Genomic DNA, 17,740 nt, shown 5'->3' on the forward strand with positions numbered 1-17,740 from the left:
TTATTCTTCCTTCATATTTTTAGAGGTCGCCAACTGAGAAACATGCTGAGCTTGACTCATTATCGCGAGTAAGTACCAAGCGCCATGCGGGATCCATTGTTCGCCCCAGCGCCAGTTTTGTAACACGTCTTCTTTTTGTGCTGGTGGGTTAAATGCAATGTCTTCCTCGTCTTCAAAGCCGCCAGTGATTCCGTTACACACGCCACCTTTTGCGTTGAAGAAACCATATTGAGGGAGGTAATCAGGGTTGTTACGACCATGGCCATCTAGCATGCACATGTCGTATGGGTTTAAGCCTACAACCCAGTTCAATGCATCTTGAGCAAACACAGAAAGTTGTTGCTGTACTTCTTGCGACGCTATATGCGGTTGAGCAAGGTACGCCATGGTCGCGAGTGAGCCCAGTCGAGCATTCTCGCCTTGCCACCAATAGCCGGATTCATTGTTGTGTGCGACAAAAAATGCCTCGCGTTTTGACTCATTTACGCCTTTAACATATTGGCGAGGGTAACCGAATGGGTTGATCACTTTATTCGATATTGTGATCTCAAACTCACACGCTAGGTTGACGATACGTTTTACCGATTCCGCTCGTGCTGAGTCGTCTTCAATTGATAGATATTCGCATAGGGCAATAACTGGTAGACCAGCTTCGGCTGCGTGAAAATATGGACGGCTGCCGTCTTGGTTTGCTGACCAAAAGTGTTGAATCTGCTCGTCGCTCATTTGGCGTGCAACTAAACGTTGCGCCCACAAACGGCTCTCTTCCAAGTAGCGAGTTTCTTTGGTTGCTTTAAACAGTTCTACACAAGCCAGTAGCGCACAGTATTCGTCGATAATGTTTTCTTCCCCATCATTGAGGTACTGCGTATTGTGCTCTTTTAAGTGCCAGTAACCATTTTCGGCAGCGTTGCGGTATTTTTGTTGATCGTATTCACCGTGAACACTTAAACGCGACGCTGCCGCTAGCGCTGCAATGGCGACACCGCCACCTTGTCGAAAGCCTGCTTGATAGTCGTCAAATTTGTGACCAAGTTGAGTTTCGTACGCGCAAATCTCGCGTTGCGCAGTATCTTTGCTCCACTTGTCAAAGACCGTCATGTAGAAAAAGCCTTTTTCGTTTTGCATACGCACAAGAAAGTCTGCACCGAACAGGGCTTCTTCAATCAGACGTGTACGTGTGAAAGCTGCAATGTCTTCGCTTCCTTCAAGCAATGAAACCCCTTTTAGGATGTTCCAAACCACCATTGGGGTTTGTTGAGGATTCAAATAATTCGCGTATGAAAGGTGACTTAAATACTTGCTAACGTCTCCTGATGCGTCGTACCAGCCGCCGTGTACATCAACCTTTTTATTGGAGTTTAGTACTGGAAGTTGTCGATCTTGTTTATCGAAGATCCCGCCGCAACGTTGCGATTTGAAGTAGTGGATCACATCTGACAAAGTTTGATCCAACAGAATGTGTTCGCCAACGATGAAAGAGGAAGAGCGCGTATCTTCTACTTGCAAGAAATAGTCACCTGACGTTGTGAAAGAGGAAAAGTCGATGAGGTAGAAATAGCCCTGATGCCAGTTCGCCACTTTACCTTGTTCTTCAACCGCAAAAGTTGCCACGGTTTGCTCGCTAGTGGCACAAATCAATTGAGCAGTGTAAGAAGACAAGTGTGGTTGTTCGGTCTGGATAATGGCTTTCTTTGGGCCCAGACGTTCATAACCAATGTGGTTAGTCAGTAGCAGCATTCAATGTCTCCGGGAAACGATAAAAACAGGAATGGGTCAGGCTGAACCTGACCCTCGTTATGATTAATCTTCAAATAAGTAACAGCGGACAAAGTGGTTGTCGGACAGTTGAGTGACGCCCGGTAGTCGTTCGCGACATTTGTCGGTAGCGTGTACACAACGTCCAGCAAATGGACAGCCGACAGATTCTGGTGTCCAAAGTGGGATTTCCCCTTTGTTGCCTTTCAGTTTCTCGTGAATAGACTTCGATGGATCTGGAACCGCAGATACCAACAGTTGCGTATATGGGTGTTGAGGATCGTGAATGATTTCTTCAGTATCGCCCCATTCAACCATGTGACCTACGTACATGACCGCGAGATCTTCAGCAATGTAACGCGCTGTTGCGATGTCGTGAGTGATGTAAAGCAGAGACATTTGTTTCTCGAACTTCATCTCTTCCATCAAGTTCAGAACACCGGCACGGATTGATACATCGAGCATGGATGTTGGCTCATCCGCCAATACCACTTCAGCACCAACTGCGATGTTACGAGCTAGGTTTACACGTTGACGCTGACCGCCAGATAGCTGGTGCGGGAACTTTTGCGCCGTTTCTTTTGGTGGAATAAGACCAACTTGTTCAAGTAGGTCGTACACACGCTCTTCCAGTTCTTTCTTGTTGCCCGGTGCTACTTTCTTATGAATCAGCAGCGGGCGCGCAATATGGTGGAAGATATTGTGCGTTGGGTTTAGCGAGCCAAACGGGTCTTGCCACACCATTTGTACACCTTCACGGTAGGTCATTAAATCGTGACGAGAGGTGATGTCTTGGATATCACGACCTTTGTATTCAATGATGCCATCGGTTGGTGCGTACATTTTTGCAATCATTTTTGCAGTAGTAGACTTACCTGAACCAGATTCACCTACCACTGACAAGCCGCGGCTCTTGTACATTTTGAAAGAGACGTCGTTGATTGCGCGCATCTTAGATTGTTTGATTGAGTTACTGTTTAAAGGGAAGTCCTTAACGACATTTTTACCCTCAATCAGCAGTTCGCCGAATTGTTTGCTCATAATTCTCTCCAGTGTAATTTTTGTTCTTAGCTAACGTTTTTTTGTTGTTAAACCTTAGCTTGAGCAATGGTGTCGCCGTACAAATGGCAATTTGAGAGGCGACCTGGTTCAATTTGACGTAATTGGGTTGGTACACGTGTACATGCTTCATGTACGCGATCGCAACGAGCTTGGAAGCGGCAGCCCCGTGGTACTTCTAGCAAGTTCAACGGGTTACCTGGAATACCAGTCAATTTGGTCTTTGGTCCAGTTAGTGGAGGGAAAGAGCTACCCAAACCTTTGGTGTAAGGGTGGTAAGGACTTTCCAGAATTTGCTTAGAAGGCGCGACTTCAATCAACTCACCTGAGTACATGATGCCGATACGATCCGAGAACTCGACCATCAATGACAAGTCATGTGTGATGAACAGAATTGAGAAACCAAACTCTTCTTTAAGCGCGTAAATTTTTTGTAGAATTTCACGTTGAACCACTACATCCAATGCGGTAGTCGGTTCGTCCATGATGATCATTTTTGGGTTCAGAGCCAAAGCGATTGCGATTACTAGACGTTGACGCATACCACCAGAGAACTGGTGCGGGTAATCACTCAATCGGCTAGGGTGGATATCAACGATTTCCAGCAGACCTTCAGCGCGTGTTTTTGCTTGAGCGCGAGTCATATTGGTATGACGCATGATGACGTCACAGAACTGCTCTTCCATGGTTAGAACAGGGTTCAAAGCGTTCATCGCACTCTGGAATACCATCGACATTTCACTCCAGCGGAACGCTTGCATGCGATCATCGCTGTACTGAAGGATATCTTCACCGTTGAAGATAACCTCACCACCTGTGATAAACGCTGGTGGCTTATGAAGGCGCATTAGTGAGAAGGCAACAGTGGATTTGCCACAGCCAGATTCACCAGCCAGACCGAATACTTCACCTGGTGCAATGTCGAAGCTCACGTTGTTACAGGCGCGGACATCGCCCGCGTCTGTGATGTAGTCTACGCATAGGTTACGGATGGAAATTAGTGGTGCAGTCATGATTATTTATCTCCGCTCCATAGTGCATTTTGTGGTGCCAGTTCAGGCTCACGCTCTTTCTTGTCTTTTGCTGCTAGTTTTTTCCAGCGTTTCATGCCTTTGTGAGAACGAAGTTGAGGGTTCGCAATTTCGTCAACGGCAAAGTTCAACAGAGCAAGACCAGTAACCAGTAGTGTTAGGGCAATACAAGGTGCTAGTACTTCCCACCATGCGCCAATCAGCATGGCTGATGAGGTTTGCACGTTGTAAAGCATGATGCCCCAACTGATCGTGTTGGCATCACCCAAACCTAGGAACGAAATGACCGCTTCAGTGTTGATCGCCAACATTACTGAGCCAATGAAGCTCGCACCGACAATTGGGATAAGGTTTGGTAAAATCTCAACGAAGATGATGCGGAATGAAGACTCTCCCAATACTTCGGCAGCTTTAACGAACTCTTTCTCGCGTAGTGCCATAGTTTGAGAGCGGACAACACGTGCACCCCATGCCCAAGAAGTACCAGCGATAATCAAGGCAATGGTGAGTGGGCCTGCTTCACCGATAAAGGCCGCCAACACGAATAGCAATGGATACTGCGGGATTACTAACATGATGTTCATCGCGGCACTCAATACGTCATCCACTTTACCGCCGAAGTAACCTGCCGATATACCAATGACTGTTGCTAAGAAACACACGATGATGCCAGCACCAAAGCCTACACCCAGTGATACTCGTGCACCGTAAGCCACCTGCGACCAGATATCGCGACCCATTCGGCTAGTACCTAATACGTGGTCGGCCTTTTTAGACATAAGCAGTGTACGACGATCGTCTGCTAGGTTTTTAGCGACCCAACCATCAGGGTTGTTTTGTGCCTGTTTTACAACAAAGCTTGGGTATTCGTGTGGGTTACCGGTTCGCTTGTCTGGCGCATGCTTTGTAAGTAAAGGAGCGGCAATCGCAACGAACACGAACAGCGTAACAATGCCAAGACCAATGCGAGCAAATGCGTTACCTAAAATAAGTTTGAATAGTTCTTTCATGATTATTTGCCTCCCGTACGTAGGCGAGGGTCTAGAATCATGTACAGCATGTCAGCCATTAAGTTGAAGCACAGCATGAACATCGTCATGATAATTAACTGACCTTGAAGTACTTGGTAGTCACGAGCGTGAATTGCGTTCAATAGAACAGTACCTAGGCCTGGGTAGTTGAAAATCATCTCGATGATTAATTGACCTCCAATGGCCATACCTAAAGACATAGACAGTGCGGTAACACTTGGAAGTAGTGCGTTACGTGCGGCGTAATTAAAGACGACGCGGTTTTCACTCAGCCCTTTACCTTTAGCCATCGTGATATAGTCTTCGGCGAGAAGGTTGATCATGTTGTTACGCATGTTAACTAGGAAGCCACCAATTTGAACGATGGTTGCACAGAATAGAGGTAATACAGCGTGGTAACCCACGTTCTTGATGAACTCCCAGCTTGTCCAATCAGGAATAGTACCTGGCGTGTAAGCATAGCCAGATGGGAACCATTTCAGGCCAATCGCAAAGGTAAACAGCGCTAACATTGCGATAACCATTTGTGGAATAGCTTGAATGATCAATGTACCAGGCGTTACGAATGCATCGTACTTACTACCGCGCTTCCAGGCGGCAAAAATACCAAGGACAGAAGCGATGGAGAAAGAAAGTACAACCGCAGTACCAGCTAGAAATAGTGACCAGCCAAATGCACTACCTAGTAAAGAATTAACTGAAAGTGGGTAGAACTGGATTGAGGTGCCCAATTCCCAACTTAGAATGTTTTTAATGTACGAGAAGTACTGAATGTAAATTGGCCCATCAACGAAACCGAGCAGTTCTTTCATTGCTGCGATTCGTTCTGGAGTCACCTGTACTGAAGCATTAGCAAACATCATGGTAACTGGGTCACCAGGCATTGCTCGCGGAATAATAAAGTTTAACGTCGCTGCAACTAAGAGCGCGACAAGATAGAACGACAAACGTCTTAAAAAATAACCCATAACTCACACCTTACTCACCCAGATTTTTTCCCTGTTTCTGGTTTCAGGTCGCTCCTAGCGAAATTTAGAGCGAAAAATCCCCTGACGACGAGCGCCACATATTGGTTTCGTTAACAAGGGATTTTTATAGGCGGCACACGGGATGTATGCCGCTTGAAATGAACTTCTACTTATTTAACTGGTTTTAGGTCCAGTACGTGAAGTAGACGCTCTGGGATACCTGCCCAAATGTTTGGACGGCCCTTAGGGTTTTCTTCGTTCCACCAACCAGTGAAGCGAGTTGTGTTGTATTGGTACATGTACGCGCCAGATAGCACAGGAATAGTTACTTGGTCCTGAGCAATGATCTTCTGAATGCCATGAGCGATCTCTAGCTGTTCTTGCTTATCTGCTGTCTTGTAGAAGCTGTTAAGAAGACCGTCTAGCTTATCGTTCTTGTAGAAGTGCATTGCAAAGCGAGGCATGCCGTCACCAGCTTGTAGCTTCGAGTTGTAGCCACTATCCCAGTACAAGTGTGGATCTGCACCGTGGAAGTAGTTGGTGTAAGCAACGTCGTAAGTACCTTCTAGCATAGCTTGGTTGTATACCGAGAAGTCCGGTGTACGAGCACGAGCTTTAATGCCCACTTCTGCTAGTTGCTCAACGGCTAGTTGTACCGTGTTGTTGAAGTCAGTCCAACCGTTTGGTGATTGAATTAGAAGCTCGAAAGACTTGCCAGATGGTGTATCCACAAAGCCATCTTTGTTTACATCTTTGAAGCCAGCTTTAGCTAGAAGCTTTTTCGCACCTTCCGCGTTGTATGTGTTGTAGCCTTTGTACTTGTTGTGCGTCTCTTCATCAGACCAAGCTTCAAATGCGTAGCCAAGGCCAGATGCGAAGTCGTTCACTGTACCGCCGCCGTAGAAAGCGATATCAATGATAGTTTGACGGTCTAGCGCCATAGAGAACGCACGACGGAAGTCAACGTTAGTTAGTGCTTCGTTTTTCGCAGCGTCTGGGTTTTTGAAGTTCACTACAAATGCTTGAGTACCCGCTGGTGGGTACCAGTAGTGGTGATTCGGACTTGCTGCAGCGTACGTACGGTCGATGTCTGGTACGAATGAAGACGTCCAGTCCATTTCGCCGTTAACGATTTTGCCCAAGAATTGGTCGTTGTTCGCGATTTGTGGCACACGCAGACAATCTACATCTAGGTTGTCAGCATCCCAATAATTCGGGTTCTCACACTGGATATATAGCTGCGGTGTGAAAGTGTCGATTTCAGTAAATGGACCACTGCCTACTGGATTTTCGTTTGTGAATGTTGCTGGATCTTTTACTTTGCTCCATACGTGCTTAGGTACGACTGGTACTTTCGCAATTTCGTAAGGAACGTTTGAGTTTGCTTCGCTTAGACGGAATTTAACTTGGTAGTCGTTAACTTTTTCTACGCCAGTCACCCAAGAGTTGATACCAGATTGGTCTAGCTCTGGCTTCTCTTTAACTAGGTTGAAAGAGTAAACAACATCATCAGCGGTAAACGCTTTGCCATCAGACCATTTTACGCCCTTACGGATATCGAAGGTTACGCTCATCAGGTCATCAGCCATGGTAAAGTTTTCTGCTAGACGAAATACAGGCGTGTTACCGTGCATTTCGTTAAAAACAACGAGCGGCTCGTAAATAAAGTCGGTTGTTGTGTGCAGGTTAGTTGCACCCAAGAAAGGGTTAAAGTTACGAACGAAAGTTGTAAACTCTTTAGGGTGGATAGTCAGTTCACTGCGTTCAGCCGCAGTAGCTACCGATGCAAAACCTGTAGTAGCCGTTGCAATAATTGCTGTTGCTAGTGCTGTTTTTTTAATATTGGCAAGCATAGCTGTTCCTTACTATTTGCTTTCATTTCACTAAATGGAATTGAATGTCATCAATTGATAAACACTCTCTAAGACCTACCTCTTGTACATGCCTTACTCATTACAACATTGAGTTTCGCCAAGAGTGGCCTGTAGGCCTTAGGCAGGAGTAAGAAAACACCTTATCCATAAAATAATCAAACTTGATTCCCGTTAAAAACGTTAAAATCTCTGAGCTCTCCGTTATAAACGTTATTTTGGCTAATTTTAACCAGTAGAGGGACAAAAAATAAACGTTGATATGCGTCGCAGTTTATATCCTTGTTAATAATGAGTGTTGGTGATTACTAACCTGGTGATCCATTTAAAATATACGTTTCTTGCTTGGTTTCTAGGTTCGGAGATCTCGCTCACATGCAGAAATGGTGTTAATTAATCAGCTAAAAATTAATCTGCCGTTCTGTTGTGATTAAGTTCGCAATCTCTATCAATAGTTCGTCAAAATCCGCTTGTTATCTGAAAAATGGCCTTTTTTATCGACAGTTTTCTTCCGTTTGTCGTCCTTTTTTTATTGTATGAATGAAGTTTTTTGGTTGCTCGAACTTACCTAATTAAGGCCAGTTAAATGGATAAGATCGTACGTTTTGAAGACCAACAATAGATAGCGATGTCTAACCGAATGTTCGTTATTGGAAATATGTTAATGGGGTAGGAAGAGGCGGTCTCTTTTATCTCTAGGAAGGGAATACTCGAATAACAAAAAAGCCCAGCATGCACGCTAGGCTAGTTTTTTTGATAAATATTAGCTGGTCAATAGTCGCTGTAGTTTATCTCGTTGTGCTTCTATGTATGCTCTCTCGGGGCTCTGTTCTTTGCAGTGTTCGAGAATGAACTCTATCGAGCTTAGCACCGTTCTCCAACGTGGTGTTTTGGGTAATGTTTCTATACGCATGTATTTATCTAAAGTGCGTGTTTGCAAAGTACTACGGTCTAGATAAACGCGCCACAAGCCACTTTGCTCTGCAAATGCGAACTTACTTTCACCCGTTACAGATTCCCAATACTCTAAAGCATGTGTCATTGCGTCTACTAGAACTTCTCGCATAAGTTCTTGCTTGTCTTTTTTATTACCGAGCGCTTTGTCTGCAAGGCGCGTAAATTCTCCGCCAAGCTCTTTTAGCTTTTGCAATTGGTCTTTGTCACCATCAAATGCATAACTTGAAAGCACTTCTACGGCGGTTTCTAGATTATGTATGCGAGCGGCACTGGCTCCACCGCCGACATTAAAGATGTACATGATATCTAACCCTGAACCTTCAGGGAGCTTAAGAATGTCTGCTTCGATGTTCTGACGAATATCTTCAATATAGATATCAATCTTGCCACAGTAATGAGGTTGTTTGACGGTCAGATATTTAGGGGCAATCAGCTCATCAGCAGATGAACGCTTTAGCTGTTCTAAGCTGCGCTTGAATAGCTTACAAGCAGCTTCGTTAGCAAAGCGAATACGCTTGTCTTCACGTAGACAGATGATAGCTTCAGGAGCCGATTCTAGCTGTTCCAACAAACGACCTTGAGTCTCAAGTAAGCTTGCTTCAACGACTGCACGCTGTCTAAGTTCAGACTCTAGCACTTTGTTTTCCATATGGCGCATTTCTGCTTTACTTGCCGTTAAATGCGCTTGGATACGTGCCGCCAACTCTTGTTTATTAAATGGTTTCGATAAATAGTCGTTGGCTCCTGCCTCAAAACCTCTTACACGATCTTCTGTTTGACTGAGTGCGGTGAGCATAATGATTGGCAACTCGGCATGATCATAGGTTTCACGTAGTTCACTACAAACTTGGTAGCCGCTCATGCCTGGCATCATGATATCCAATAACAGAAGTTCCGGCTTCTCTTGCTCGACGAGCGCTAACGTTTCTGGCCCATCGGAGACAGTACGCACACGATAGCCCTCTAAACGTAAAAAGCTTTCAAGCACGCGTAAGTTTACTGGTTCATCGTCAGCAACATACAGTAACGGGCCGTCTGGGTTCTCTGGAAGTGATAAGTCTTCACTGTTCTCTACATTAACTTCAGGAATTTGGAAGTGCCCGTGCGCAGCTAGAGTCTGGGTTGCTTGGATTTCTTCTTCACTGGCGAGCGGTAAAGTGAAACTGAAGGTAGTTCCGACCATTGGTTGGCTACTGACGTATAACGAGCCTCCCATTAATTCGATCAATTGACGGCTAATGGAGAGCCCAAGTCCTGCACCTTGACGATAACGGCTCGCGTCTTGCCCTGCTTGGATAAGTGGTTCAAAAATATGTTCAAGTTGTTCTGCGGGAATTCCTTGTCCAGTATCCACGACTTGTACGCGTACATGATCATCTACCACATTAGCGGAGATAACAATTTTACCTTCTGAGGTGTATTTAATCGCATTGCCAATCAGGTTATATAGCACTTGTTCAAGGCGTTGCGGGTCAGCTGACACTGCTTTTAAATCCGCTGGGACTTGGTTGATGATGCGGATGGTTTTACTTCCAAGTAAATGGCTAGAAAGCTCTAAAACCAATCGTGTTGCACTGCCCAAACTCACTGCTGATTTCTGGATATCCATGCTTCCATAACGCATTTTATGATAATCCAACAAGTCATCGACTAGATTAGCGAGACGCTGACCACTTTTAATGATGATATCAAGCTGATATTTCTGGCTAGCGGGGATCGCGCCATTGGCGCCGGACGCTAAGGTTTCAGCAATCCCGACCATGCCGTGTAACGGTGTACGAAGTTCATGAGAAGTCGTGGCTAAGAATTCATCTTTTAATTTATCGGCCAATTGCAGTTCTTCATTCTGTTTTTGAATGATCTGTATGTTGCTTTCTAGTTCTTCATTTTGCTTCTTAATGGTTTGAATCTTCTCTCGAATAGAGCGTTGCATTCGTTCAAAGCTTAACGCAAGCCGACCAATTTCATCTTTACGAACAGTATTAAAAGACGTGTCATCAAGATCACCTGCAGAGACCTTTTCGGCAACCCAAGTCAATTTCAGCAACGGAGAAGTGATAAAGTTTGATAAATAGTGAGAAGCGATCACCACAAGGATAATGGCGATCAACATAGCGATAACGAATAGTTTTTCGAGTTGATGGATACGAGCGAAAGCTTCGTTTTCTGGTAACTGTACGACGAGCGCCCAAATCACACCACGAGTTTCAATCGGTGCATAAGCCGCGATGATCTCTTCACCTAAACCGTTTGTGTAAGTGCCGACACCAAATGCACCAGAGAGTGCTTTATCGATCACTTCTAAACTGTTCTTAATATCGTCTTGTTTCGTGTTAATTGTGCGAGGTTGGTGATCATTTCCAACCAGCAAGGTGTTAATTGATGACTCTCGGTTGGCGTCTGCGGCTAACTTAGTGATGCCATTATTTGGCAAGCGGAACATGGCATAGCTGTGTAGATAACCTTGCTGAACAATTGGTGCACCTAGCCAAGCGACTGATTTCCCCCCTTCCAGCTCGAAGTCAGACACAATCACAGGAGTGTAGTCTTCGTTTACTTTTCGACGTTCAGTCACATCATCGGCGAGACGCTTGAAAGTTTTGCCAAGTGCCGAGTCTTTGTAGGGGCCTGATAACAAGTTCGTTCCGTAGTTATCGTCTTTGTTGATCGAGTAGGTGACGTTACCATTGATGTCGACCAGCAAAATGTCATTAAAATCAGAGCGCTTGAGGAGCTCTAAGTAGGCCCAATGATAGCGTTTATGTAAAAGCCGGTAACGTTCACTTCCTACATAGTTGGATGACTCGGGTAACGTTGAGGTTTTGATTTGGTCTCCGCTGCCCTCGATGTAGCGCTGTTGGGCGTTTTTACGAGACTCTTCAATATCATTGCCTAAACGACTAAAAGCATTGACGAGACCGTAGAATCGGCCACCACTGGCGTAAGCCAACTCTGAGCGCACAAAGCCCATGACTTCGGTTTCTCGTGCCTCAAAGTAGTCGATGATTTGCTGCTGTTTTGTATCTCGAACAGACAGTAAGTGCGAGGTGCTTTGTTCTTGCAGATCTTTACTGTGGGACTGCAAGAAAAAGATCGCAGTAATGGTAAGAGGTGTGATACTGAGCACCAGAAATGCGGTCATCAGTGTACTCTGAAGGCGCTTAAATTTCTGTTTTTTGTAGAATTTAAACATGGATAAGATTACAACTCATAATGGGCAGTTCTAAAACATACTTCGCTGCCGAGGTTCTCGTTAAAAACGGATAAGATGTTCAACTAGATAGAATTAACAAAATTAACGAGTTTTTTTTCTTTGACAAGAAAGTTAGTTGTAAAGCGTGCAGGGTGACGCAGTTTTTCTTATGAGTGTTGAATTTATGAGAAAAAATCGCGCAGGTTTGTGCCCGCGCGGGGGGAAGTTATGATTTTTTCGCGTAGTAGATAGAAAATTTATTGGTCTTATTTAGCGTCTCGCAATTATTAAACGCCCGCTCGATAATTGGTGGGTATTTTAAGAAACTATTCGCGACAATCACCATTTCGCCGTCTTTGGTTAAATATTGTGGTGCCTGACCCAACAAGGTTTCCGCTGCGTTGTAATTTGTGTCTAGACCACTGTGGAATGGCGGGTTGCTGACGATAAAGCGGTAGTCTTTTGCGGTATCCGAGTATATATCTGATGCAAATACGCGTCCGGATAAACCATTCGCTTCTAATGTGGCTTGGCTAGAAGTGATCGCATAAGCATTAATGTCACACATCTCAATCGCGATCTCTGGATTCGCTTTCGCCATAAACGCACCGAGTACACCTGCACCACAACCAAAGTCGAGCACTTTGCCCGACAGCTTAGGTAAGGCTTCAAGCAGCAATCGGCTACCTAAGTCGAACTCGCCATGGCTGAATACGCCAGGTAGGCTCTTAACCGCTAGCGACTGCTCACCGAGTGTAACAGTGTAAGACTTAAACCAATCTGCTTGGTTGAAAGGTTTTGGTTCATTGAGGCAATTACCCCAGTAAAATGAGCAGCGACGAGCAGAGTCGTACTTGTTCACAGGGCCGTATTCTTGGAACATCTTCTCGATGCTCTTGATGCCGGAGCGGTTTTCACCAACGATGACGATTTCGGTGTTAATGCCCAGTTTCGCCATCAACATCGCCAGCAAGTATTCTGCTTCGGCTTTTGCTTTTGGCCAGTATAAAAGGACCATGTCTGCTTTTGTTTCAACATCAAACACAGAGCCAAAATGACTTTTCACTTTGTCAGAGGTTTGAATTTGGCGGTAGTAGCTATAGTTGGAAGTAAACACTTCAACAGACTCACAATGAGCCACTAACTCAAGAGGAAATAGGTCTTCAACTTCACCAGCGACTAAAACGTGTTTTCCGTTGAAGTATTCAAGTTGGCGCTGAGCTATTTGGCTAGGAGCGATATAAGCAGACATAAATTTGGTTCATCAGAAATAATTTGGGGCAGATTTTCGCACAATCCGCCCCAAGCTTGAAGTGATTAAGCGGTGACTAGCTGTTGTCTTGTTGGTTAAGGAAGTCTTTGAATTCTTCCTCGTAGATATTAAACAGTACCATGGTCACGGCAAAAATAAGTGGGCCGTAGATAAGACCAATCAAACCAAACAGATGCAGACCACCCAGTAATGAGAAGAAAATCATAATGGTATTCATGCCGGCGCTGCCTTGCATTAGCAACGGACGTAATAGGTTATCTATAGAGCCAACGATAACTACACTCCACACCGTCAAGAAGATAGCCCAAGTCATATCGCCTGTTAAGAACAAGTACGCTGCTGCAGGAATCCAGATTAGCGCGGTTCCTACCACTGGAATGAATGATGCAAAGCCCATCATTGTTCCCCAAAATAACCCAGGGAAACCGGCGAGCCACATACCGATACCGCCAGCCAAACCTTGAGCAATCGCTGTCATGAATGAGCCCATTACGGCTGATTTAGAAACTTGCTCTATCTCTGTCAATATGCGGTCTTCTTGGCTACGTGAGAGTGGCAGGATATGACGAATCGCAGAGATAATTTTGTCGTGGTCACGAAGCAGAAAAAACAGCACAAACAGCATTAGGAAGAAGTTCATTAGGAAGTTGGTTGCGTCTCCTAAAATCTTTGCGCTGATAGCGACTAAGTTAGAGCCAAACGATGTGGCAAATTGCCCAATTTTCTCAGCGATGGCTTTGGGCTCGATTTTATCAAAAGGTAAGTACTCATTAACAATCGCTAAGCCTTTGATAACGAAAGGATGTTGGAATATATCTTGGATACCACCATTGGTAACCCAATTATATGTATTTTGTGAGAAAACAGAGCCTTGCTGAACAATGGCGGCAAACACAAATAAAAGCGGGATAACAATAATAAACGTCAAGACGACACATGACAGCAGTGCCGCCATATTGGGGTGCTTGGGAATTTTCTGCTCAAACCATTCGTGTATCGGAAACATGAGCAAAGAAATGATAAAAGCCATCACAATGGAATTGATATATGGCTCAACCAATAAGTAGCAAGCAAAAGCAGCGGCGAGTAAAGCAACCATTAGTACTCGGTGACTCGACGTTATTTTTACATTATTTGGCATGGTATTAGTCCAACTTACAGGTGACGTTTACGGTTTATGCCTTCAATGATGGCGTGTAACCTTTATTACTTTGCACTCTTAACTCTTTCAAGCTTATGACAATGCCGAATTAGAGCAGGGCGATGTACCTTGCTATAATGACTACAAATCAGTCGGTTATCAATCAAGAGATGAGCTATGGGTTGTTGCAACGGTGATAAAAAGTGTCAAACCGAGAAAAAAGCTAAGCGAATACCGTGGTTTGGCATTGTCGTTGGGGTATTAGCGATATTGGTTATTTTGAATTGGCAATAAAAAAGGACCGTTACGGTCCTTTTCTAAATGCGTTATCGCCGTTTTTAGCGATTATTTCGCTTCTTCTGCAAGAACAGCAAAACAGCGGTCAGCAGCTTCTAGTGTGGCATCAATCTCTTTTGAACCATGAGCGAGTGAAGTAAAGCTCGCTTCAAACGCAGATGGCGCAAGGTAGACACCGTGTTTTAGCATTAAGTGGAAGAAACGCTTGAAGCGTTCTATATCGCACTTCGTTACGTCTTCGTAGCAAGTTACTTTTTCTTGGTCAGTGAAGAAGAAGCCGAACATACCGCCCACTTGGTTAACAACTAGCGGAATACCGTGTTTTTCTGCTAGAGACTTAAAACCTTCAGCAAGTTGTTTCGTTTTAGAAGCTAGGCGCTTTTCGTTGCCTTCTTCTTTTAGAAGGTTCAAACATGCGTAGCCTGCTGCCATTGCGACAGGGTTACCGGAAAGGGTACCAGCTTGGTAAACTGGGCCTGTAGGTGCAACGTATTGCATCACTTCTTTACGGCCACCGAAAGCACCTACTGGCATACCGCCACCAATCACTTTACCCAGTGTCGTTAGGTCGGGTTTGATGTTGTAGTGTGCTTGCGCGCCGCCTAGAGCAACACGGAAGCCTGTCATTACTTCATCAAAAATTAGTAGCGCGCCTTCTTGATCACAGATTTCACGTAGCCCTTCGTGGAAGCCTTCCACTGGTGGAATACAGTTCATGTTGCCTGCTACTGGCTCAACGATGATACAAGCAATTTCGCCTTTGTTAGCAGCAAATAGCTCGCGTACAGAATCTAGGTCGTTGAATGTTGCTGTTAGCGTGTGCTTAGCAAAATCTGCAGGAACGCCAGGAGAGCTTGGCTGACCTAGAGTTAGTGCACCAGAACCTGCTTTTACTAGCAAGCTGTCAGCGTGGCCGTGGTAACAACCTTCAAATTTCATGATCTTGTCGCGACCGGTGAAGCCACGTGCAAGGCGAATCGCGCTCATCGTAGCTTCAGTACCAGAACTTACCATGCGGATTTGCTCCATTGATGGAACAAGCTCAGAAACTAATTCTGCCATCGCGATTTCAAGTTCTGTTGGCGCACCGAAGCTAAGACCGCGTTGCGCTGCATCAATTACTGCTTCGCGGATAACCGCGTGGTTGTGACCAAGAATCATTGGACCCCAAGAGCCAACGTAATCAATATACGCTTTACCATCGGCATCAAAAATCAGTGGACCGTCTGCTCGTTCGATAAATAGCGGAGAGCCGCCAACGCCGTTGAATGCACGAACTGGTGAATTGACACCGCCAGGGATGGTTTGCTGAGCTTTTTGATACAGCTCTGATGATTTGGTCATGGGGTTATCCTCTTTTGATTGCTCGGACCAAGTGGAGCGCATTGTACCTAGCTATAATCAAGTTAGAAACGTTTTGCTTAATTTATGTGTTGTTTCGCTGTGTAATCTTATATATCCGCATCTGTTATAAAGAATCGGCGGCGAATACTTGAACGAGTTTGTCAGGTATTGGATAATCGTCTCAATTAGCACAAATTTGACGTCTTGCTTCAGGCTTGACGCATTACACGAGTGAGAGAGGTCTTCGTGAGCGAAGTAAACGTACCATTATCTTTTTCTGACGCAGCAGCATCTCGCGTTAAAGCATTGATTGCTGAAGAAGAAAACCCAGCATTGAAACTGCGCGTATACATTACTGGCGGCGGCTGCAGCGGCTTCCAATACGGCTTTACTTTTGATGAAAATGTAAACGAAGGCGATACGACAATCGTAAACAGTGGTGTAACACTGGTTGTAGACCCTATGAGTCTGCAATATCTCGTTGGCGGTATTGTTGACTACACAGAAGGGTTGGAAGGAGCGCGCTTCTTCGTAAATAATCCAAATGCAACGACAACATGTGGTTGTGGTGCATCGTTCAGTGTGTAATTAACACCTAACAGGCAGCTAATGGCTGCCTGTGCTTTATGTAGAAGGATGTCACGTAAAGCGCACGCTCGCAGATATGCAGAGAAATAATAAAAAGGACTTTATATGTCTGGACTTTCTTTTGGGCGCCGAATTGTCGAGCGCCCTTGGCTAGTATCTCTTATCCTCGTCTTACTTCTTGTTGCATGGCTAACCATCGGCCAACTCAAAGCACAAGATGATCATCTTAACTCTTCAACATCCACGAACACAACACCACTTGCAAAGGTGATGTTTGATACTTTTCTTGCCGAACCTACCAGTAAAACCATTGAATTGTATGGACGAACAGCGCCCAATCGTCAAGCGCGTCTTGGCGCCGAAGTTGCCGGTAAAATAGTCAGTCTTAACATAAAGAAAGGCCAAGCGGTCAAACAGGGACAAGTGATCGCAAACATCGATAAGCGCGACCTTGGCATTCAACTTAAACGGGCCCAGGCTATGCTGTTGGTTAAAGAGAAAGAGTTTAATGCAGCTAAATCGCTAAAAAGTCGCGGACTGCAAGGTGAGGTTGCATTTGCGACAGCGCAAGCAGCGTTGGTAGATGCACGTGCGAATTTGAGTAACGTGCAAACGGCTTTAAGAAATACTGAGGTTAAAGCGCCATTTGATGGCATCGTAGATCATCACTTTGTTGAGTTAGGTGATTTTGTCGGGATTGGCGATCCTATTGCGACGGTCATTGATTTGGATACTTTAGTGATTGAAGCCGATGTCAGTGAACGGCATATACAATATCTTAAGGAAGGCCTAGAAGCCGACGTAAGAACCATTAACCAACAGCATCATCAAGGTCGTGTGCGCTACATTGGACGTGTTTCTTCTGCTTCTACTAATACGTTTCCAATTGAAATCGAAATTGATAATCAAGACGCAAGAATTCCTGCTGGTATGAGCGCAGAAGTACAGCTGCCTTTGAGTGAAGTGTTGGCAGTAAAGATTACGGCTGCCATGTTAGCACTAGATGAAGAAGGTAACTTAGGTGTCAAGACACTGCGTAATGAGCGTGTTGAGTTTGTTCCAATTCAACTCGTTAAGGCCGAGGATGATGGTGTGTGGCTCTCTGGGTTAGGAGAGCGTGTAGACATTATCGTGCTGGGACAAGGTTTTGTGCGAGATGGTGATCAAGTACTGGCCAATAAAGTTGATGACGTAGTTATTGAAGCGGCTAATGAGCAGTAAGGAGCACC

At 45.0% G+C, this 17,740-nt stretch carries 12 protein-coding genes; 2 read left to right on the plus strand and 10 right to left on the minus strand.

The window, feature by feature from the left end; translation table 11 throughout:
- The 10 genes from R7Z49_RS12865 to hemL all read right to left on the minus strand — a co-directional run bounded on the left by R7Z49_RS12865 (position 1) and on the right by hemL (position 15,923).
- Positions 1-1,740 (minus strand): glycoside hydrolase family 9 protein, encoded by a 1,740-nt coding sequence (locus R7Z49_RS12865; protein ID WP_017635902.1) that lies wholly within the window; start codon positions 1,738-1,740, stop codon positions 1-3.
- Between the two features lie 63 nt (positions 1,741-1,803).
- Complete coding sequence (locus tag R7Z49_RS12870) at positions 1,804-2,799, minus strand: ABC transporter ATP-binding protein (protein ID WP_005380041.1); 996 nt, start codon at positions 2,797-2,799, stop codon at positions 1,804-1,806.
- Between the two features lie 47 nt (positions 2,800-2,846).
- Positions 2,847-3,830, minus strand: coding sequence for an ABC transporter ATP-binding protein (locus R7Z49_RS12875; RefSeq protein WP_005380040.1), 984 nt, complete (start codon positions 3,828-3,830; stop codon positions 2,847-2,849).
- A gap of 2 nt (positions 3,831-3,832) precedes the next feature.
- Positions 3,833-4,858, minus strand: coding sequence for an ABC transporter permease (locus tag R7Z49_RS12880; protein WP_047102642.1), 1,026 nt, complete (start codon positions 4,856-4,858; stop codon positions 3,833-3,835).
- 2 nt (positions 4,859-4,860) lie between these two features.
- Entirely contained in the window at positions 4,861-5,847 is a 987-nt protein-coding gene (locus R7Z49_RS12885; protein WP_005380038.1) for an ABC transporter permease, read from the minus strand.
- Between the two features lie 170 nt (positions 5,848-6,017).
- Positions 6,018-7,700: an ABC transporter substrate-binding protein gene (locus tag R7Z49_RS12890; protein WP_005380037.1), complete on the minus strand. Its 1,683-nt coding sequence runs from the start codon at positions 7,698-7,700 to the stop codon at positions 6,018-6,020.
- A gap of 781 nt (positions 7,701-8,481) precedes the next feature.
- Positions 8,482-11,868, minus strand: a complete 3,387-nt coding sequence (locus tag R7Z49_RS12895) for a response regulator (RefSeq protein ID WP_005380036.1) — start codon at positions 11,866-11,868, stop codon at positions 8,482-8,484.
- Between the two features lie 226 nt (positions 11,869-12,094).
- Positions 12,095-13,120: a 16S rRNA (guanine(1207)-N(2))-methyltransferase RsmC gene (gene rsmC / locus R7Z49_RS12900; RefSeq protein WP_033905578.1), complete on the minus strand. Its 1,026-nt coding sequence runs from the start codon at positions 13,118-13,120 to the stop codon at positions 12,095-12,097.
- A gap of 76 nt (positions 13,121-13,196) precedes the next feature.
- The gene (locus R7Z49_RS12905; RefSeq protein WP_318111711.1) at positions 13,197-14,282 is read right to left on the minus strand and encodes an AI-2E family transporter; all 1,086 of its coding nucleotides are present in this window, start codon (positions 14,280-14,282) and stop codon (positions 13,197-13,199) included.
- A gap of 345 nt (positions 14,283-14,627) precedes the next feature.
- Positions 14,628-15,923, minus strand: a complete 1,296-nt coding sequence (hemL, locus tag R7Z49_RS12910; protein ID WP_054576317.1) for a glutamate-1-semialdehyde 2,1-aminomutase — start codon at positions 15,921-15,923, stop codon at positions 14,628-14,630.
- Between the two features lie 246 nt (positions 15,924-16,169).
- On the opposite strand from hemL, the gene erpA reads away from it, so the two are divergent.
- Both erpA and R7Z49_RS12920 read left to right on the plus strand, forming a co-directional pair.
- Positions 16,170-16,511 (plus strand): iron-sulfur cluster insertion protein ErpA, encoded by a 342-nt coding sequence (gene erpA / locus R7Z49_RS12915; RefSeq protein ID WP_005380031.1) that lies wholly within the window; start codon positions 16,170-16,172, stop codon positions 16,509-16,511.
- Between the two features lie 105 nt (positions 16,512-16,616).
- Complete coding sequence (locus R7Z49_RS12920) at positions 16,617-17,732, plus strand: efflux RND transporter periplasmic adaptor subunit (RefSeq protein ID WP_318111713.1); 1,116 nt, start codon at positions 16,617-16,619, stop codon at positions 17,730-17,732.
- Positions 17,733-17,740 lie beyond the last annotated feature (8 nt).

Origin of the sequence: Vibrio sp. 1562 (assembly GCF_033340155.1) — a bacterium.
Classification (GTDB): Bacteria; Pseudomonadota; Gammaproteobacteria; order Enterobacterales; family Vibrionaceae; genus Vibrio; species Vibrio alginolyticus.